The 20,334-nt window shown below is 57.5% G+C and carries 15 protein-coding genes and 1 pseudogene; 7 read left to right on the top strand and 9 right to left on the bottom strand.

Annotation, left to right across the window (positions count from 1 at the left end; all coding sequences use genetic code 11):
* Positions 1-11 precede the first annotated feature (11 nt).
* Genes tnpC through tnpA form a run of 3 tightly spaced genes read right to left on the bottom strand, consistent with a single transcriptional unit; the run spans position 12 to position 2,438 of the window.
* Positions 12-1,619 carry an IS66 family transposase gene (gene tnpC / locus BA011_RS07515; protein WP_065279183.1) on the bottom strand — a complete coding sequence of 536 codons (1,608 nt, stop codon included), beginning with the start codon at positions 1,617-1,619 and terminating at the stop codon, positions 12-14.
* 41 nt (positions 1,620-1,660) lie between these two features.
* Positions 1,661-2,014: an IS66 family insertion sequence element accessory protein TnpB gene (tnpB, locus tag BA011_RS07510; protein ID WP_018240906.1), complete on the bottom strand. Its 354-nt coding sequence runs from the start codon at positions 2,012-2,014 to the stop codon at positions 1,661-1,663.
* Positions 1,998-2,438 (bottom strand): IS66-like element accessory protein TnpA, encoded by a 441-nt coding sequence (tnpA, locus tag BA011_RS07505; protein WP_065282368.1) that lies wholly within the window; start codon positions 2,436-2,438, stop codon positions 1,998-2,000. The genes tnpB and tnpA overlap by 17 nt, the downstream gene beginning before the upstream one ends.
* A 163-nt stretch (positions 2,439-2,601) precedes the next feature.
* Between tnpA and BA011_RS44840 the strand changes: the two genes are divergently transcribed.
* Together BA011_RS44840 and BA011_RS07495 are read left to right on the top strand one after the other, a co-directional pair.
* Positions 2,602-2,958: a hypothetical protein gene (locus BA011_RS44840; protein ID WP_065279969.1), complete on the top strand. Its 357-nt coding sequence runs from the start codon at positions 2,602-2,604 to the stop codon at positions 2,956-2,958.
* Between the two features lies 1 nt (position 2,959).
* On the top strand, positions 2,960-4,825 hold the full coding sequence (locus tag BA011_RS07495) for a CHAT domain-containing protein (RefSeq protein WP_065279968.1): 1,866 nt from the start codon (positions 2,960-2,962) through the stop codon (positions 4,823-4,825).
* On the opposite strand, the gene BA011_RS07490 is transcribed toward BA011_RS07495, so the two are convergent.
* From BA011_RS07490 to BA011_RS46510, 3 genes are all read right to left on the bottom strand, one after another.
* Positions 4,815-7,244, bottom strand: coding sequence for a S8 family peptidase (locus BA011_RS07490; RefSeq protein WP_186806515.1), 2,430 nt, complete (start codon positions 7,242-7,244; stop codon positions 4,815-4,817). The two genes, BA011_RS07495 and BA011_RS07490, sit on opposite strands and share 11 nt — an antisense overlap.
* 211 nt (positions 7,245-7,455) lie before the next feature.
* A complete protein-coding gene (locus tag BA011_RS07485) occupies positions 7,456-8,433 on the bottom strand; it encodes an AAA family ATPase (RefSeq protein ID WP_065279966.1) in 978 nt (325 codons plus the stop codon).
* Between the two features lie 9 nt (positions 8,434-8,442).
* Entirely contained in the window at positions 8,443-8,667 is a 225-nt protein-coding gene (locus BA011_RS46510) for a hypothetical protein (RefSeq protein ID WP_420493424.1), read from the bottom strand.
* Between the two features lie 444 nt (positions 8,668-9,111).
* Between BA011_RS46510 and BA011_RS07480 the strand changes: the two genes are divergently transcribed.
* The 4 genes and pseudogenes from BA011_RS07480 to BA011_RS07460 all read left to right on the top strand — a co-directional run.
* Positions 9,112-10,635: an ISNCY family transposase gene (locus BA011_RS07480; protein WP_065279116.1), complete on the top strand. Its 1,524-nt coding sequence runs from the start codon at positions 9,112-9,114 to the stop codon at positions 10,633-10,635.
* 671 nt (positions 10,636-11,306) lie between these two features.
* Positions 11,307-11,663, top strand: a complete 357-nt coding sequence (locus tag BA011_RS07475) for an alpha-ketoglutarate-dependent dioxygenase AlkB (protein ID WP_151343399.1) — start codon at positions 11,307-11,309, stop codon at positions 11,661-11,663.
* Between the two features lie 1,265 nt (positions 11,664-12,928).
* Complete coding sequence (locus tag BA011_RS07465) at positions 12,929-14,356, top strand: ISNCY family transposase (RefSeq protein ID WP_065279332.1); 1,428 nt, start codon at positions 12,929-12,931, stop codon at positions 14,354-14,356.
* 312 nt (positions 14,357-14,668) lie between these two features.
* Positions 14,669-15,118 (top strand): annotated as a pseudogene (locus BA011_RS07460) (helix-turn-helix domain-containing protein); the annotation flags it as partial.
* 92 nt (positions 15,119-15,210) lie between these two features.
* On the opposite strand, the gene BA011_RS07455 reads toward BA011_RS07460, so the two are convergent.
* From BA011_RS07455 to BA011_RS07445, 3 genes are all read right to left on the bottom strand, one after another.
* Positions 15,211-16,236, bottom strand: a complete 1,026-nt coding sequence (locus BA011_RS07455) for an ABC transporter permease (RefSeq protein ID WP_065279964.1) — start codon at positions 16,234-16,236, stop codon at positions 15,211-15,213.
* Positions 16,237-16,277: 41 nt separating this feature from the next.
* A complete protein-coding gene (locus BA011_RS07450; protein ID WP_065279963.1) occupies positions 16,278-17,819 on the bottom strand; it encodes a sugar ABC transporter ATP-binding protein in 1,542 nt (513 codons plus the stop codon).
* An 80-nt stretch (positions 17,820-17,899) separates the two neighbouring features.
* Entirely contained in the window at positions 17,900-18,862 is a 963-nt protein-coding gene (locus tag BA011_RS07445; RefSeq protein WP_065279962.1) for a sugar-binding protein, read from the bottom strand.
* 348 nt (positions 18,863-19,210) lie between these two features.
* Here BA011_RS07445 and BA011_RS07440 point away from each other — a divergent pair, with 348 nt between their 5' ends.
* Complete coding sequence (locus BA011_RS07440; RefSeq protein ID WP_065279961.1) at positions 19,211-20,299, top strand: LacI family DNA-binding transcriptional regulator; 1,089 nt, start codon at positions 19,211-19,213, stop codon at positions 20,297-20,299.
* Positions 20,300-20,334: the final 35 nt, after the last annotated feature.

Genomic DNA, 20,334 nt, shown 5'->3' with positions numbered 1-20,334 from the left:
CCCGCAGCGGCTTATGCGGCAGTGGATTTGGCGAAGTTAAATGGGAGCAGATCGTCGATATTGGCGCCGTCCGGACGCTGCGGCGATTCGGTAAAGACGTGTCGCAACCAGGTGAATGGCTCGACGCCACAGGCGCGACAGGTCAGCATAAGGCTGTAGATGACAGCGCTTGCCTTGGCCCCGTCGACAGTGTCGCAAAATAGCCAGCTCTTCCTTCCAGTGGCAAAAACTCTGATATCGCGTTCCAATAAATTGTTGTCGATCGGCATCCTGCCGTCTTCGGTGTAGCGGGTCAGATATTGCCACTGGTTTCGCGTATAGGAGATCGCATCGCCGAGCTTGGTGTCGGGCACGACCTTGGGGGCCATCCTGTCGAGCCACTCCTTCAGGGCATCAAGGACTGGAACGCTATGCTTCTGGCGCAAGCGCCGGATGCAATCGGCCTGCGTTTCGCCGTCATCCGGCTTTTCGTCCCGCACCTGCCTTTCAATCCGATAGAGCTGGTCGAAGAACTTCAATGCCTGCGCGGGCGGCCCGCTTTGTTTCTTCCCGGCCTTGAAGGCGTTGACGAAGCGTCGCCTGGCGTGAGCCATACACCCGACATGCGTTGCGCCCTTCAGGGTGCGCCAGCCCTGATAGCCGTCGCTCATCAGGATGCCGCGATAGTCACCAAGGAAAGTCTGCGGATGCACCTGCCCACGACCGGGCTGATATTCGAGCAGCACAACCGGTTCGACACTATCCTGCCCGCTGCGATAGGCCCAGATGTAGGACTCGTCAGTTGCTTTCCTGTCCTTTTCCTTCAGCACCTGCACCGTGGTCTCGTCACCGTGAATGACGTTCTGCGACAAGAGCCGCTGCTTCAGTGCATCGTAGATGCGAACGAGGTGCTTTTCGCTGGACCCGATCACCCAATGGCCAAGAGCGCCACGGCTGACAGGGACGCCAGCGCGCTCGAAGGCCTGTGCCAGGCGATAGAGCGGTGTGCCGTCGACATATTTATGAACAAGAGCAAAGGCCAGCGTCGAGGCCGTGGCAATGCTCCCCGGCAAGGGCTGTGCGGGCATCGGCGCGATGATAACGGGAGTGCTGATATCGGTGCGCTCGCAGTTGCGGCAAGCATACTTGGCCCGGGCATTCTGCAGCACCGTGGCCTTCACCTCGATATGCAGCTGCTCGGTGACGAGTTCGCCCATGCGATGCAACGGATGGCGGCAGCACGGACAGGTCTTCTGATCGTCGGCAAGGTCATATTCAACGCGTTGGCGGGGCAAATTTGCCGGAAGAGGTTTACGCCCGCGCTTGCGGCCTTCGGGCTTTTCCACCTCTGGCAATCCCGTGTCGGGAAGCTCAGTGGCGTCGGTCTCGTCACAGTCGGCCAAGCCCTCATCAGCATCGGCCTCGAGAGCGGCGTTCTCGGCTTCATTGAAGACGCGATCCATATGCTTTTCGCTGCGCGGCGCAAAACGATGCAGTTGTGCAAGCGCCAGTTCTTCCTCGAGCTTGAAGACACGCTGCTCAAGGGCGTCTCTCTCAGCCCGCAGCGCGACGTTCTCGGCAGCATTCGCCGCCAGAAGCGCCATCAGTTCCGCAACGGTCGGGGTGCCGGCTCGTGTCATCGTAGCTTTGAATCTGAGCCGCCCCGCTCCGTCAACAGCCTTCAGCCGACAAACTCATATTGCCGAACAGGATGGCGCACCATCGCGTCGAGATCGATGCCGTCAAGCAGCCAGCGCAACTGTTCGGTATCGAGCGTCACGACCGGCGCCTCGCGGCGGGGCCAGCGAAACCGGTCTTCGGACAAGGCTTTCAATACAAGCACGAACCCTGACCGCTCGAAGAACAGGAGCTTCATCCGGGTGCGCCGGCGGTTGCAAAAGACAAAGACAGCACGCTCGAACGGGCTCAGGCCCATCGACTGCTCGACCAGGATCGCCAGGCTGTTGATCCCCGCACGAAAGTCGATCGGGTCCCGGTGAAGATAGACGCGAAGATCGTCAGCCAGCCGGAACATTGCACCGCCCCAGAATTTCGATCATCGCCGAAAGAGCCCGCTCATCCACATCCTCAAGCTCAAGCCGCACACCATTTGGCAAAGACGCCATCAGCCGCATTCCTGCCGATGATGGCCGGGCCGGCATGTCGGGCTGCCGCGCAATCGGCGACGCTGCAACCACAGGAACAAAGGCCGACGTTTCCTGCCCTGCAGCAGCCGTCAAACTACCCTGGGCCTGCCGATCTCGGCGAAGCTTCACCCAGTTGCGTAACTGATTGGCGTTGACGCCGTGCGCCAGTGCCAGACGGGCAACCGATACGCCGGGCTTCATTGCGGCGTCGATCAGCCGGTCTTTCTCGACCGGATCGAAACGCCGCTTCCCGTTGGGAAGAACCTTCACTGCCCGAAGACCCCCTGAGCCCTTCAAGTTATCCAATGTCATTGTGTCCACAGTCTCCCTTGTGGACACAGACTCCCTCATTCGCCGTTCAGTGAACAGGTGCGGGGAATTGTGCGCTTACGTTCCGCAGGTTTCCGCGCTCCCGTTCGATGTGCATCCTAGTGCGGCAACATATATCTCCGATACTCACTCAGCGCTTCCAGGAGTGACCGGCGCCCTGGAACATCTCCGGGGGCTTCTAACGGCCGCGGTGATTGATACCGCCAAGTACAGAGACACACAGCGCCAGGATCGCATAGGGCTAGATGTATCCGATATCTATGACGCCGCTGAAGAGGTTAAGATCGTCGCCCATCCAACCGCATATCGACAAACTCTTGTCGCTAGGTTCTACCTTGAGGATGATTCAAGCTTTGCAGAGAAGGCGACAATGCGTCTAAATGGTGAGCAGCATGAGTGTAAGGTCATATTGAAGCCTGGGTCTTATCGGGTAGTTGTTGACGGAGAAGACACTAAGCCTGCTTCGGACGTGTTTGCAGTCGTCGGCCCTGAAGGGACCTGAAATGACCTCCCGACGAACCGCCGCAAATTTCGGCAGCCCCACCGTTTCGCTTCCAAGTCGAGAGTGGGAAGCGACCATCGAATTCTTTCAGCGCGAGTTTCCGGGAGCTCTTCGCACGATCCGTCTGTCGTTCAACGAAGGATTTGGCGATCTGTACGCGGAGGTTGCGTCAGAGGCTGCGAAGGCTTTTCTTCTAGATTTGTTTGAAAAGCATCCGATGATCCGTCGACTGGAAGCTAATGTTGAGGTCGTAGGCGTATTTCGCCCAGCAAACCAGCGCGACGCTTTCGACACTGCCTTTAATAGGTTGGGCGAAGGGGCCCAGGATGGCAAGGACGCGGGCGAAACGGTTCAACGACACCCGCACATCAAGGCCCTCGGCGAGCTTCGTGTTGGCGCAGAGGTAGCGATCAAGGTTGGGCTTGAAGTCTATCCGGATGGTAAGACAAGCGGAGGACCGTCTGATTTCGGGGGATTGCCGACGGGATGGGAGGCTTTCGAAGTCGAAGTCATCCTGACCTCGTTGCACTTAGATTTCGCCGACAACCAGTTCACAAAGGTCATACAGGTAAAAAGAGCCGGACGTTCTCAAGCTGCGTTGTTCGATGTCGTTGTGAACGAGCACGCCGTGGAAGCTGGCATAGTACAAGTTGATGCGAACTTCATGTTTGAGGGGCGCCGTTGTGGCGAGGCGCGACGAGTCTTTGAGGTCGTGCAAGATAGCTCTAATATTTCGGTGGCTGAACCGGACCCCAAACCTCAGGCAGGGTTCACAAATCCTGCAGAGATCAGAAGGAACATGCCGTCCGCCGAATTGAGCATTTTCATTCACCACGACGGAAACACATCCGATGGTCTATTTCGATGGTCGGGCTATTCAAAAATCGCAGACGGCGAAAAGAAAACCACGAGCGGTACGATTAACCTGGGCTCGTCTCGCCAATCTTTCGTGCAGCAGCTTTTCAGTCGCTGTGGGAAACTGGATAAGGATGCGCTGAAAAGGACTTTCCGATCCGTCGGAGAAGACTTGTGGAAGAAAATGCCTTCCGACTTCAGAGCTCAGTATCTGAAACTTGTTGAGGCCTCCGGTGCGTCGTTTCCCATCCAGATTTATTCTGAGGAGCCGCTCGTGCCTTGGGAGCTGATGTGGCCGTCGGAACCGGATGCGAACGTCGAGCTTGACCATCTTTTTATGAACCACCCGATCGCGAGGTGGCGCGTGGGTGAGCGCGAAGCGTCCTACGAGTTTAGGGCCGGTACGATCGCCTCTTTCGTTCCGGATTATGGACGCGGTGACACGCTGCCAGCTGCCTTGGCGGAGGGCAAGTGGCTAACCGATCGGTTTGGGGCGATCGCTCACAAGCCTACAGCCGAAGCATTCTTGGATTTGCTGGAAAACCCTCCGAATTCAACAGCTGTTCAACTTCTTCACTTCGCCGGACATGGCGCAAATGGGGATCAAACCCGCGGCGCCAATATCGAAATGACAGATCGCCCGTTGGCGGTTGACGAAGTGAAGCAAAGCGGTGTGAAACTGGGCAGACGAGATCGAAGTTTCGTAGTGCTGAATGCCTGCAAAGTCGGCGCGTCGACTTTGGAGCTGGAGTCAGAAAATGGATGGGCTTCCGCTCTTATTGGAAACGGATTCGGTGCGGTTCTCGCGCCCCTATGGATCGTACAGGATGAGTACGCTTCCAGTTTGATCAAGGGCACCCTTGAATCTTTTCTGGGTGATCAGAAACCCTTAGGGGAAGCGCTCCGAGATGCCCGAAAGGCCTGTCGCGAAACTTCAGCGACGCCCTATGCCTATATTCTGCACGGTGACGTGATGGCTCGCTCTTTAGGGCGGGCTCATATCACCTCCTAGCGGCTGCGACATTCGCGCCAATCAACGCTTGCGCGGGTACAGCAGCCATGACGGGATTGTAGATGTCTGCTTCTCCATTCAGGATCTTGATCGATACCATCAGAGAGAACTTTACTGATCTTGCGTATCGCTCACTGTGTCGGATATCAGCCCACCAGCCTCGTATCGGGGCTATGGAAATCCCGTCGCGATCAGCAAGTTGATAAGCAGGACCGCGCCAAATGTCGTGGTGGATGGTTCCCTTTCGGGGAAGACGCGATCCAGCAATCCAACCGTCATCTGAGCCTCCGAATGTGTCGTCATCCTCACCCAACTCATTGAAGCGAAGCCGCGCACGGGCATCAGTTTCGCCAAAGCGGCGGACGTCGAACTTCAGCTGGTGTGAAGGATAGCGGTCATGACGATTACGCGCGATCGCATGAGGGTCAGGCTCGACAAAGTAGGAAAGCGTTACGCGCATTTCAGCTTTCCGCTGATTGAGTGCTTGCAACTCCCGTGTCGGCCAGGGGAGCTTGAAGTATTTCATTTCCTTGAGACGAACCTGATTGGAGTCGCCGATCTCGAAAGGCTGGAGTGTATCCTCGACGATCATCGTCATGTCGCTTTTTGAGCTCATGAACAATCGCTGCTCGTTAGGAACGCCCCAGCCGTAACGAGCCAGGAGTGCGGCCCAGGAGTCCCTAGCAGATAACGACTGTTCGAGCTCCGTTCGCTGGCGGAGCATTTCGGGCGTCCAATCCGCGCAGTGAACCATCATCCCGCGGATTGTCTCCGTTCGAAATTTAGGATAACGGGCCATCAGCCTCGCGGCCAATCCAGAGGCCGCAGCCGTTGCAGCGCTCGTCTCACCTGTCATTGCCAACATCTTTGTCCCTGGGCCGCGAGCGGTCGTAAGCACTAGGTTTTCTGGCGATGGACGAGAAAAGATCTCGTCGAAATCGATCTCGAAATTTCCTCCTTCCATTACGATATCTGGCTTGAATGTTTTTGTGACGGTCCAGTCTTGAGATGTACGGGAGGTCGGCGCGAGGTCGCCGGCTCCAGCAATCAAATCGTCACCATCCGCCTTCCATGTCATCGCTCCGACAGCCAAGGCGTTCAGAGCTTGCGCAGGAGACTGAACGCCGAAGCGCCGATTGCGATCTGCATAATCGGCCACTTGATAGGGTTCATCTTCGCTGTGAGATACGTTTCCGACAGCGACACAGAACAATCGCGGCTGTTTGCCCCCTCCATACGCAAGCTGATCCAAGGCAGCCGAAGTCGAGGACGGGCGGCCATCTTGAGGCTCATCATGCGCGGTCTGCGCCAGACAAAACACCCGCTCGGAGGATTCTTCCTCAACTAATTCGACGGCTCTTTGGATCGCGTCACGAGCGGGGATGTCGATTCCGCCCTCGGGCGCGGTTACAACGACGGACTCCAGCGCCGTTGTAAGCCGAATGGATCCCTGGCCCGAGGCAACTTCAGAAAGATCGCCGAAGAGGGCGACACCCGCCATCTTTGTACCGTGACCGTCGTGATCAGCGATGGCCCAGTCGTCACTAACGGTGTGGCACCGGCCTCTCGGCAGAGAACCGCGCAGCAGCTCGTTTGCAAAATTGACGCCGGTGTCGAGCACAGTGACCCGAGGTGCGCCTGCTGCTGCCGGTGCAATGCGATCTACTAGTGAGGTTACAGCAGATGAACTGACGACTGAGGGAGCGCTCATGTAGTCGGAAGCAAAAGATGATGCGCCTCGCAGCTCCACGACTGCACCGGTCACTCGAACCAACTGGCGCATCTGCTCGGGAGTTGCTGTTACATTCCGTACGGTTGTCTCCACGAATTGCGTTGCGCGGTCTTCTGTATCGACCTCAAGCTGTCCAGCAACTTTCGAAAATAGATAATCGTAGTCGTTACGTGTCCACACCTCCCAAGTAAAGTCGCCTGGCCGACGTGGAAAGCGATCTACATCATCGGTCCAGTAATCGCGAAGGTGAGCTTCTCTAATCGACGAGGCACTTTCGAAAAGCTTGAAATTGCGTGGTCGGCGAGCATCATCTCCAAGGAGATCTTCAAACTCGTCTTCCTTCTCCTCCCATTTGGCGTAAGCGTCGAGCGTCGTGCGCATGGAGCGAGCGGTCGTCAGCGAAACAAAAAAAGTTGCAGTGTCGAAGACCTGTTCGTTCCTCGGGAGTTGAGAGCTGTTGCTCTGCATCGTCAGCAGCTTCAAACCTTGCGTCGTTGAACGCGCCGTATTGCTGACAAACAGTGGTCCGTCACGACTATCAATAGCGATAGCCATACCACGCTGATTGAGCGGAACTCCCGATCGGGCCTGATCACGCCTGATCCCCATAAGGGCAGCGGTGGCTGTTTCCAGGTCTCCCCGAAGCTTTTGGGCATGCCCGGGCCGATCTGGCACCAACGGCGGCATCTTGCCAGGACCGCCTCGCCGAGGTGCACGAAATTCAGTGGAGACTATACCAGTGTTGCGTAGGTGAATATGTGGAAGTCGTGCCATATCGAGTCGTTGTCAGAGTAAGTGTCCGACAACTTGTCGCGCACCAGTTGCATTGTCAATAAATGAAATTGTATCAGATTCAAGCGGCTATTGAATACCGTTTCCTGTCGCATGCCCGCTGCCATCACAGGTCGTGCAAGGCTACCCGATCAGAAATAGCCCGAAGAATGATTTCCGTTGTCATTTCGGAGGCGTTATCGAGCACCGCATCGCGGGCTGCATCGTTAGCGACGGCGACCAGGTCAGCCTGGCTGAGGCCGTCCGTTATTTCATCGATGGAAGCCCAGTCGATGGTTGTGAGATCGAATTGCGCCAGATGATTTGAGATAATCAAACGAGCCTCAGGCGGCGTGGGTTTGGCGTAACTGAATGCGGCGTGAAATCGCCTGAAAATCGCCGGATCAAGCAGAACTCGATGGTTGGTCGCAGCCACGATTAAGCTATCTGATTTGTCATCTTCCAGGAATTGGAGAAACGAATTCAGCATTCGACGGGCTTCACCGATGTCATTGTCCGCATCTCGGCGTGAGGCGAGGGCATCGACTTCATCAAAGAAGTAAACCCCTTTCGTCGCCTTCATCGCGTCGAATAAGAGCCTCAGTTTTCCCGCGGTTTCCCCCATGAATTTGGTGATGACACCATCGAGCAAGATCGTAAAAAGCGGCAATCCGAGTTCAGCCGCGATAGCTGCTGCCGTCATTCCCTTGCCAGTTCCAGGTGGGCCGGAAAATAGAAGCTTTCGCCGGGGGTTGAGTCCCCTGGCTTCAAGAAGTTGCCTGTCCTTGTGCTCTCGAACGATGCTCCTGACGCGTCGGTCGAGATCGGGGTTGAGGATCAGATTGGAAAGGGCAACATCAGGATAGGATGCTTTCAGAAGTCCGGCGAGTTCCCCTCTCGGGGCAACGATGGGAACCGTATTTGCGTCTCTACGCTCGGATTTTCGGCGAGCAGCCTCGACGAGCCCCCGAATATCCCCAGCAACCTTGAACTTGCCGGAACGGCTCGCCTCCTCTGCGATGTGCTCAACGACCGCCAAGAAGCGCTGGTCGTCACGCGCCACATGGCTTTGGATCATCGCTAGAAGGTGCTTGGTGGCGGTCATGCCCTTTTCCTATTTTAGCGGACGGTTTGCGTCGAGCAGTATTTGGACCGCTGCCTCCAGTTCTGGAACCATTGTAAGGAATTTTTGCAATATATGCAACGCTCGTTCGTGATCCTCAACAGTAGGGGTGTGCGGAATAGGTTTATTGAGGAAATCTTCGGCCGCTTGTGCCATTTCAGCGGACATGGCTTTGGCGTTCAGAGCACGGCTAAGCGATGAGGGATGGGTTCCCATCGCTCTCGCAACGCCAGCGACCGAGAGTCCGTGCTCTCGGCGCATCCGTTCTATGTCAGCGCAAAGCGTTCCTTTGTCGGCTCTTTTAGGGCGTCCCTTCATGATGCGTAAATTGCATATAGTCGCAATAAAGGCGAGTGGTTTCTTTTAGTGGATAAGTTCTTCCGGACTACCCAAGGAAGTAACGACGTTATCACAGCCATGCGAGGCGCGATCGGGTGTCAATCGGCGTCCAAAATTCATTCCTTATTGGAGTGAACCCCTCGGGCTGGACCAGCTAGTCGCCTTCATACGCAGATCTTGGTCACAATGCCCAAAAATGTCTACGGAACTATAGCGCGACGATCAGGATGAGACGCCGCATTGCCTCGCCTGAACTGCTCCCTGAGAATGGGTTATTGCCTCATCTAAATTGCTCCCGACGAATCAACCTCGGGAGCTTTGATGAGGAAGGTAAGCATGGCGACACGTGTGGAATTGGTGGCGGCGATCAGTTGTCGCTATGTGTTAGGCGGGCGGGCCGAGAAGGCGAGGATGTTGGACGAGTTCGTGGCGCTCACGGGCTTTCATCGCAAGCATGCGATGCGACTGCTGCGAGGAGAACGCGAACCGGCGAAGGGTGGTCCTCGGCCAGGGCGCCGGGTTTACGGCGATGACGTGCGGGCGGCGCTCGTCGTTGTTTGGGAGGCGTCGGATCGAATTTGCGGCAAGCGACTACACCCCCTGTTGCCAACACTGATCGAAGCGATGGAACGTCATGGACATGGCGATATGAATAGCGAGACGCGCCGGCAACTCTTGACGATGAGCCCAGCGACGATTGATCGAGTCCTCAAGGAGATTAAAGCGAGCGCCACGGGTCCGCGGCGCCGGAAAGGATCAACGGCGATTCGGCGTAGTGTTCCCGTTCGAACGTTCTCGGATTGGGATGACCCCGCACCCGGCTTTGTCGAGGCTGATCTCGTTTCTCATTCCGGCCCGTACGCGAGAGGTGCCTTCTCGCAAACGCTGGTGTTGACCGATATAGCCACGGGCTGGACGGAATGCGCGCCGCTGCTGGTTCGCGAGCAAACGGTACTGATCACTGCGTTGACCGAACTGCGCAAGTTGCTGCCGTTCCCGCTGCTGGGCTTCGACACCGACAACGACAGTGTGTTCATGAACGAGAGCGTTCATGAGTATTGCTTGCGAGATAATATCGAACTCACCCGTTGCCGCCCCTACCGAAAGAACGACCAGGCATTTGTCGAGCAGAAGAATGGCGCGATCGTGCGCAAGATCGTTGGATACCGACGCTTCGAGGGGCTGCGAGCCACCCGGGAGCTGGCCAAGCTTTATTCCTCAATGCGGTTGTTCGTGAATTTCTTTCAGCCATCATTCAAGCTGAAAGAAAAGCACCGTGACGGAGCCAAGGTGATCAAGCGCTATCATCGTCCCGCCACGCCTTATCAGCGGCTGCTTGACGACGCACGCACGCCGGAGGATACATGCCTTCGGCTCAAGGCGATGTACCTGACGCTCGATCCGGTTCGGCTGCTCCGCGACATACGGCTGGCACAAGAGAGATTGGTCGAAATTGCTGACAAGCCTGATGGTCCGCCTGCCACCGACGGCGAGGCATTACCGCTCGAAGACTTTCTGTCTGGCTTACGGATTGCTTGGCGTGGTGGTGAAGTGAAACCGACTGCCCGCTCCAAGCCAGCGGCCAAGCGAGAGCGGCGGAGGCCCGATCCTCTACTCGCCGTCACTGCCGAACTCGAGGATTGGTTCGAGGCGGAGCCTTGGCGAACTTCGCGAGAGTTGCTTGAACGCTTGCAGGTCAAATACCCCGGCGTGTATCCCGACGGCCTCATTCGGACCGTGCAGCGTCGAATGAAGATCTGGCGCAGTACACAGGCCAATGCGCTGGTGTTCGGGCCATTCGCCGATGCCGCGCGGCAGACGCAAAACGTAGAGGTCGTGCAGTGAGGCTCTTACCGCCAGGTTGGCCTTCGACAACCCGCGGAAAACATGATGAACGCCCGCGAAGCCGCCCGCTCGCTACAGCGCTATTGAGGGCGCGCTCGCGAGCGGCTTCGCTACCTCCGTCACCTTGCACCAGGTGCGGGGACAAGATCGTAACAACCCGTGAGGCATTCGAGAACATCCGAGTGAGGCAACGGCATTATTCTCCGGGAACACTCTTGGGTGAGGCAATACGAGTCTCACCTTGTTTGTCGCCGCGCATACGGAACTAAGGAGGCGACGTAGGCAGGTGTCTTCGCCAGCTCAACGCGTTCAATAGAATTTTGCACGAATGGCAACGCTTGCTGCCAATTTAGAAAACAGCACGGCGATTTTCATTAAGAACGAGGACGGATAGGGGTCGGAGACCCCGAGACGCAGAGCTATCGCGGGAAAAATAGCAAATAATTGGATTCTAGCGCAAACCGGTGGCGCAACTAATCGAGCCGTCCGTTCGGAAATGTGGGCGGAGCTAATGCTCATGACGCGAGGAAAAAGTCTGCGGTTTTGGACGTCGTAGTTGCCCATAGATGCGTTGCTCGGATACGTCCTCAAAATGGTGAGTGTTAAATCTAGGCACGTCAACGGCAAATAGCGGACGTCGACCTGAACGTCTTGGCGTTCCGCAAACTGGAATGCATCACGTAGAACTAGCTTGGTGTCTAACTTCCACTACGGAGCTAGCGGCGAACTTCGCTGGCATGCCGCAAGCGGATCTGAAGCAGGCGCTGGTCACTAAATACGAGCCCGGTGCTCCCATCGTATGGCACCGCGACAAAGCTGTCTTCGGACGCGTTGTGGGGATCTCGCTGCTCTCACCCTGCACGTTCCGCCTGCGGGTTCGGCACGGTGCGAAGTGGGAGCGTTATTCACTCACGGCCGAGCCCGGCTCCGTTTATCTGCTATCTGGCCCAGCCAGGACGGTATGGGAACACTCGATCCCGCCCGTGGATAACCTCCGATATTCCGTGACTTTTAGAGAGTTGGCTTAGGTTGACGTTGGATGGCCCGAGCCAGCAATCCAGGGGATTGTCGACTTCAGACAGTTCTCGATGTCCCGCTCCTTTTATCGCTTACATCTGCGGTCACCGGATCGTCGATTGCTATTTGGCCTCTTGCATATCCTCGATTAGCGATAACAGTGTCGATGTGATCAATTTGATCGCAGTTAGTCGAGCTTGAGCGACCAATGGGAGAGGGGGCACCGACCCGTGCTCGTCGATAACGGACAGTACCATAGAGCCGATGATCTCGAGCCCACTTGAGACAGCCTGAAGTCTCGCCCAACTATTCCATTTCGTTTTGCGGAATTTTTGATCCCACAACGTCTCTGGATCGGGTGTTGGGTGCGTTATCGAAAGCCTGTGGAGTACGGAATCAAGCTCTGTAGCGACCTGGCGCCGACTGCTTCGCCGCAGAGCGGCATTGGCGTCGAAGGCTAACGCGAACGACGTTCGGAATTCTTTGATAGCGCTGCTAACGGCCTGGAGATAAGAGACGTGCTCCTTGATGCGCTCAAGCGCACCAGGTCGCGCGATTGCCGCAAAGAGTTCATTCATGGATGTCATTGCTAGGGATGCGACTGCGTCTCATCGATGATTGATTGGGTTCGCCATCGGCGCAAGGCCGAATTGTCGGGATCGAAGCGAGAGCGCGGTCCGTCGACTTCTCACATCGTTCGGGGTCTTTGAGCCAAGGTTTTGCTTCGGCGAACGTCCTGATGAAAAGTTCAAGGCCATTCTCTCCGCGGGTCGGTCAAACTGCCTTATCACTGATCGCAGTCTCGCGACGTAACCAATCGTGACTGACCACCACGATCCGGAATATTCTCTGTCATCGGCTTTCGCATCGGTTCGTCTACGCGCATGCCCGGCAACCGGAAGATATACGTCGTGTGGCCGAGAGTGGCGGAAATTCGCCGTTGTCTTTTGCTTGGCCTGCAGACAACCTATGAACATTGGAGACGGAATAATTTTGCTCGGCTTACCGTAATCCGGACGCACGTTCCGAACTTGTGTCTTTCGTTCCTAATAATCCGGTCTTTGCTCCGGTTCTACATCATTGTAATCAAACGGCATCCACAAGTTCCATAATCTATCTTATGCGATGCATGTCTGTAGCGGCTATTTAGTAATGCGACAGTTGGGCCAGTTAGAGATGCGACAGTCTCGCCTCTCTACGCACTGGTCAATGCCAACGTCGGGAGCAAGGATGACGATCTTCAGCCTGGTCGAGACCATGAGCGGTCGGAGTCGTCATGTCCTTTATGATCACCATGTCGCAGAAAGAATTGCATCGCCTCGAAGTTATCCAGAAGATTCGTGACGAGCGCCTGAGCGTCGTCCAGGCCGCCGAACTGCTCGACCTCAGTCGAAGTCAGGTCCATCGGCTGCTGCAGGCTTATGACCGGAATGGTCCAGCCGGCCTTGTTTCCAAGAAGCGATCACAGCCGAGCAACCGGCGCCACAGCGAGGAGTTTCGCAATGCGGCGCTGGATCTGATCCGGGAGCGCTATCTGGATTTCGGTCCGACGCTGGCGCGCGAGAAGCTGATGGAACTGCATCAGATCTCGGTCGCCAAGGAGACGCTGCGGCAATGGATGACCGAGGCCGGCATCTGGATCTCGCGGCGTGAGCGTAAGCAGCGGGTTTTCCAGCCGCGCGGCCGGCGCGACTGTTTCGGCGAACTCGTGCAGATCGATGGATCGCATCACTGGTGGTTTGAGAACCGTGGTCCCAAATGCGCCCTGCTTGTCTATATCGATGACGCCACCGGCAAGTTGCTGCATCTGCGGTTCGCTGGGTCAGAGAACACGTTCGACTACCTGCATGCGACAAAGGCTTATCTGCAGCAATGGGGTAAACCTCTGGCCTTCTACAGCGACAAGCATGGTGTCTTTCGTTCGACCCATGCGTCGGAGAAAGACCGCACGAGCGGCCTGACGCAGTTTGGTCGTGCGCTTTATGAGCTGAACATCGACATCATCTGCGCCAATACTCCGCAGGCAAAGGGCCGTGTGGAACGCGCCAACCAGACGCTGCAGGACCGGCTGGTCAAGGAGATGCGGCTTCGCGGCATCGATACGATCGAGGCGGCCAACGGCTATGCATCAGAATTCATTGCGGATTTCAATTCCCGTTTTGGCAAACCGCCACGCAATCCGAAGGACATGCACCGGCCGCTTGCCGCGCATGAGAATCTCGATGGCGCCATGTGCCGCAAGGAAGTCCGCACACTGTCGCAGTCCCTGACGCTCCGTTACGACAAGGTCTTGTTCATTCTCGATCCGACGGAGCGGGCCAGAGGGCTGGCGGGAAAGAAGGTCGTTGTCTGCGACTACCCGGACGGCCGCCTCGAGATCATGCACGAGAGCTTCACCCTGCCCTACAGAACCTTCGATACATTGCGGTCGGTCCACCGGGCAGAGGTTGTCGAGAACAAGCGTCTCGACGACATGCTTTCCGTCGTCGCCGAGCTGCAGGCTGGGCGGGAACAGCAGCGCAGTAAGAGCGGCCCTCGCCGCACCGGCCAGACGGATCATATGTTCGGTATTCCCGATGGCAGCCAGGGCAATGGTTATCAGAAGCGTGGCCGCAAGCCTGGCCGGCGGACGGACTTCATGAATGATCCGGAGGTCATCGCAAAAAGGCAGAAGGCGCTGGCGCGCATGGAGGCCGCGGAATGATCGCCTGCACTCATAGTCTCAAAGCTAAAGCCGAAGGGTGTTCCTCACCCGCCCCCGCTCCTCCCTTGCAACCCGGTCCAGCCGGTCGGATCGGCGGCTAATCCGAAGCGCAAGTGTCGCGTTTCTAACCGGCTGACAGCGTCGCGCATCTAATCAGCTTTGACAATGTCTGTAGCGGCTATTTAGTAATGCGACAGTTGGGCCAGTTAGAGATGCGACAGTCTCGCCTCTCGACGCGCTGGTCAATGTCAACGTCGGGAGCAAGGATGACGACCTTTAGCCTGGTCGAGACCATGAGCGGTCGGAGTCGTCATGTCCTTTATGATCACCATGTCGCAGAAAGAGTTGCATCGCCTCGAAGTCGTCCAGAAGATCCGCGCTCAGCGCCTGAGCGTCGTCCAGGCCGCAGAACTGCTTGGGCTCAGCCGAAGTCAGGTCCACAGGCTGCTGCAGGCTTATGACCTGAATGGTCCAGCCGGCCTGGTTTCGAAGAAGCGATCGAGACCGAGCAATCGGCGCCACAGCGCGGAGTTTCGCAATGCGGCGCTGGATCTCATCCGCGAGCGCTATCTGGATTTCGGTCCGACGCTGGCGCGCGAGAAGCTGATCGAACTGCATCAGATCTCGGTCGCCAAGGAGACGCTGCGGCAATGGATGACCGAGGCCGGCATCTGGGTCTCGCGTCGAGAGCGCAAGCAGCGGGTTTTCCAGCCACGTGGCCGGCGCGACTGTTTCGGGGAACTGGTTCAGATCGATGGATCGGTACCCTCACCCGCCCCGATCTGATCTGATCTGATCTGATCTTGCAAAACGGTTTATCTCAACGGGGGCAAGGTCACGACACATCCATTGACCTAGTCCTGATTGGCAACCACTGGCAAACTGCCTTCGTTCGAAAGACGGGTTTCGGTCTGCCGGGCGGCCGAGACAATGCGGCGCTTTGCGCGGATCGCGTGCCATTGTTGGTCGATCAGGACGCCGATGAGGATCACGCCACCCATGACAGCGAAATTCAACGACGAAGGGATACCAAGGAGATTCACGAGATTCTGCAACTCCTGGAGCAGGACCGTGCCCAGCACGACGCCGACGATCGATCCCTCGCCGCCGCGGAGCGAAAAACCGCCAAGTACGGCAGCAGCAATTGCGTAGAGTTCGTAGAACTGACCATGGCTCGCCGGCGAGATCGAGCGCGTGTACATGGCGAAATAAATCGCCGAAAGCGCCGTCAGCAGCCCGCAGATGACATAGGCCGACATGACCATGCGGCCGGTACGGATACCGGAATAGCGGGCCGCCTCCTCGTTCTTCCCGATCGCGTAAAGATAACGCCCGAAAACAGAGCGATGCAGCATGATCCACATGACCACGGCAATGATGACGAGGGCGATGAAAGTGTTGGGAACGCCGTAAAACCGTCCGGCGGTCAGGAATTCGAGGTCGGGAAAATTCTGGCCGAAAGCAAAACCCGCGGTTCCGTCAGCCGTATAGAAGCGCGCTGCCCCACGATAAATCAGGAGGCCGCAGAGGGTGACGACGAAGGGCTGCAGGTTGAGCCGGGTGATCAGCCAACCGTGGACGGCGCCTATGACCGCGCCGAGCGCGAGGATGAGCGGCAGCGCCAGCATCCATGACATGTCCTGGACCGCGATGAAATCGACGAACAGCACGCCAAGAAGCGCCACCAGCGAGCCGACGGAAAGCTCGATACCGCCTGTAATGATGACAAAGGCCTGGCCGATCGACAGGATACCGAACAGGCCGATCAGGTTGGCGGTGTTGGCCAGGTTGATCGGCAGCAGGAAGCGCGGATTGATGATGGCGACGACGATGCCGACGACGACGATCAAAAGCAGCAGTCCGAGATCTTTTTTGATCATTCGAGATCCATCCCCGATACTTACTATATTAGCCGCAGCCGCTATTTTACCCGTTTGCCGACAGCAAGCAAAAGGACGCTTTCCTGGCTGATTTCGTCCTCTTCCAGTATGCCGGCGATCTGGCCTTCGTGCATGACGGCGATGCGGTCAGAAACGCCGATCACCTCTTCCATGTCGCTGGAAATCATTAGGATCGCCACTCCGGCATCGGCAAGCGCTCGCATCAGGCCGTAGATCTCGTTCTTCGCGCCGATATCAATGCCGCGCGTCGGCTCGTCGAAAATCATCACCCTCGGGCTCATCGACAACCATTTGGCAAGCACCACCTTCTGCTGGTTGCCGCCGGACAGAGTGCCGGTTCGTGTCGTAACGGAGGGCGCCTTGATACCGAGGCGAACGCGCTGCTTTTCGGCCGCCTCCCTCTCCCGCTCGGCAGAAAGCATGAAGCGGCTGGAGAGCCGGGGAAGGTCGGCAAGGCTTATGTTCTGGGCGATCGGGAGATCAAGAAGAATGCCGTTGCGCTTGCGATCCTCCGGGACCAGGAAAATGCCACGAGCGACGGCGTCCCGGGCAGACTTGATCGTAATTTGCCGCCCGTCCTGCAGAATGGCTCCGCCGTAGCTCCGGTCGATGCCGAAGAGTACTTTTGCAAGCTCGGTGCGGCCCGACCCAACGAGACCTGCAAGCCCCATGATTTCTCCATACCGGATTTCCAGATCAACGGGGCGACCGGGATACGCCTCGGTGCGCACGCCGCTTGCCTTCAGCGCAACTGCGCCGGGCGAGCGCTGCGGTTTTGCGGTCCGGGCCGCAAGCACCCGGCCGATCATCAGCTTGACCATCTGGTCGTGACCGATGTCTTTCTTGGCAAGCGTACCCACAAGCGTGCCGTCGCGCAGGACTACGACCCGGTCCGCGACGCGCTCAACCTCGTGGAGGCGATGCGAGATGAAAACCACACTGATGCCATCGGCTTTCAGCGATTTGATAATGCTCAGGAGACGCTCGGTTTCCGCCAGCGGCAGGCTGGACGTGGGTTCGTCAAAGATGACGAGCCTGGCGTTGATGGACAGCGCCTTGGCGATTTCCACCATCTGCTGCTCGGCAAGGGAAAGCGATGCCACGGGTATGTCGGCGGAAAAATGAGCCCCTACCCGCTTCAAGAGCGGCTTCACCATGTCTCGCAGCCGATTGCGATCGACGAGCTTGAGAGGTCCGGCCTTCAGCGGCTCGCGGCCCAGGAAGATATTGGCAGCAACGTCAAGATTCTCAAAGAGATTGAGTTCCTGGTGTACGAAGGCGATGCCGGATGCGATGCTCGATTCCACAGTGAGGAAACGAAGCTCTGCGCCGTCGAGCAGAATCGTGCCTCGGTCGGGTGCGATCACGCCGCCGAGAATCTTCATCAACGTCGATTTTCCAGCCCCGTTCTCGCCGACAAGGCCGATGACCTCACCCGGTATGATGTCGATCGACAGGCCCTCAAGCGCAACGACGCCCGGATAGGTCTTGCCAACGCCGGAAAGCGAAAGGAATGGCGTTGCAAGCGCGTTCGGTGACGGGATGTCGGAGCTGTGGTTCATCGCCTGTCCATGGCTGCCAATACTGTCGGCATGACAACGTCTTTCGCGGCGGCGGCAACTGCCCCCGCCGCGAAGGAGGGTTATTTTCCAGACATGGCCTTCAGGCTGGCGGCATATTTGTCAACGTCATCCTTGCCGATGATTACCGTCGGGATGATGATCAAGCCGTTGCTGGGGACGCCGGATTTGTCGCCCTTGAGGTAGGCAGCCATCAGCTTCATGCCTTGATGGGCCCATTCGAACGGCTGTTGCACGACGGTCGCTGCTACCGTGCCTTCCTTGACGCCGCCGAGCGTGATCGGATCGTCATCAAAGCCGACGACGGTGATCTGGCCGAGTTTGCCGGCGTCGCGCAGCGCCTCATAGATGCGCGGCGTATTGTAGGAGTAGAAGCCGACCATGCAGGTGACGTCGGGGCTGGCCACCAGCGCGTCCTCGACGTTCTTCTTTGCGCGCGTCTGGTCGATATCGTCGCCTCGTACATCTGTCAGCTCGATCTTCGTGCCCTTCAGGCCGTCCTTCATGCCCTGGATGCGTTCCTTGGCATTGTCGGCGCCGAGCAGGCCGACGAAGCCGATGCATTTGCCGCCGTCCGGCATCGCTTTCTTGGCGATTTCGGCGGCCTGCATGCCGGCGTCGATATTCGATGAGCCGATATAGGCGACGCGGTTGGTCTGCGGCGCGTCGCTATCTGTGGTGAAGAGAGCAGTCTGCGAGCCGATCTTGTTCAAGCCGTCCGTCTGGGTCTTGGGATCGACTGCGGAAACCATGATCCCCTTGACGCCGGCACTGACCAAATCTTCCATAAGCCGCTGCTGAACGGCGACGGATGCCTGCTCAGGGTACTTCAGCTCCATCTGGTAGTCTGGCATCTCGCCCTGCGCCTTCTTCACACCCGCCTCTGCGGCTTTCCAGAAGTCGGATGCGCCGTTGACGACAAATGCGAGTGTCGGCTTGTCGGCAGCATGCGATACGGCCATCGGCGCCGCGCTCAGCATCAACCCGGCAAAGAACAAGGCTGCATTGCGTTTCAGCTGTTTCATAATATACCTCCCGAGGGCCGCAGTTGCACGGGCCCGTTTCCGATTTACGGCCGGCCGGATGCGCGCCCCCTCCTAGGGCCGTCGCAAAGCGACGAGTGGCATAGGTTCCGATCGTTCCCTGACGGTATACAAGAAATTTAATTAGTAAATAGTATTATCAATGCAGATCAAAACATTTCATCGCGCGGTGGCTAGGATGGCTATTTTGTACTGGTATTGGCCAATAACTGATAGTGTTGCAACAATTCATGCAATTGCCAGCGCTTTCAGATAGATGCTAATACTAATTACCTAAGCCGACGATCAATCGCCCTAACCCGTTATCCCAAGCAGAGACAGTTTCCACGAATGCGAAAACCCAAGACCCAAAATAAGCCTGTGCGCGTGACGATGATGGACATTGCCGCGGCGGCTGGCTGCTCGCAGGCGGCCGTCTCCTTCGTCCTCAACGACACACCCGGCACCCGCATCTCACAGCAGACGCGCGATCGCGTATTGGAGGCGGCGCGCGCGCTCGGTTACATGGAGAAGACCTATACGACGAAGGCCTCTTATTCGGGACTGGACAACGTCATCGGTTTCGCCGTGGATCAACTCGCCACCAGCCCGGAAGCGATCGTTGCGATCGAAGGCGCGCGGCAAGCCTCCTGGAGCGCCGGCAATGTCCTTCTGGTAACCCAGACGCTCAGTGACCCCGTCATGGAGCCGAAAGCAATCGAGGCGTTGACGAACGGAGGCATATCGGCGCTCATATATATGACGATCTATACCCGCCAGGTGGAGCTTCCATCCTATGTCAGCAAGCTCAGCATCCCGACGGTGCTGCTGAACTGTTATACGGCGGACCATGCCTTTCCCGCCGTGGTACCAAGCGAAATCGCAGGCGGGCAGAGCTCCACCCGGCATCTGATCACGCACGGACACCATCGGATCGCGACGATCACCGGCGAAATCTGGATGCAGGCGGCGCAGGACCGGCTGACGGGATATCGCCGCGCGCTGGCGACCGCCGATATCCCCTTCGATCCTGAATTGGTCATTGAAGGCGACTGGTCGGCCGGTGCCGGCTATGCGTCCACGATGAAACTGCTTGCTCTGAAAGAGCCGCCCACCGCGATCTTCTGCCAGAACGACCGCACTGCCATCGGGTGCTACGAAGCGCTCAAGGACGCAGGGCTTCGCATTCCCCAGGACATGTCGGTGGTGGGTTATGACGACGAAGAAATCTCACGACATCTCGTCCCTCCACTGACGACTTCGGTCCTTCCACATCTTGCCATGGGGCAATGGGCGATCGAACATCTCAACCCGGAAAGTACACCCGGCAAGCGCTATCCCATTGCGAAGCTCGAATGCTCGCTCGTCAAGCGTCATTCCGTCGCCGCGCCGCGGGCCGAGGCGCGGCAGATCCTCGATGGCGCATATACCTCTTCATAGAACTTGGGTTCGCGCGCCGGCGGCTAGCTCAGAAA

The sequence above is a fragment of the Rhizobium leguminosarum genome (assembly GCF_001679785.1).
Lineage (GTDB): Bacteria > Pseudomonadota > Alphaproteobacteria > Rhizobiales > Rhizobiaceae > Rhizobium > Rhizobium leguminosarum_R.
Note: the sequence above shows the minus strand (reverse complement) of the source record. Positions and strands in the feature narration are given on the sequence as shown.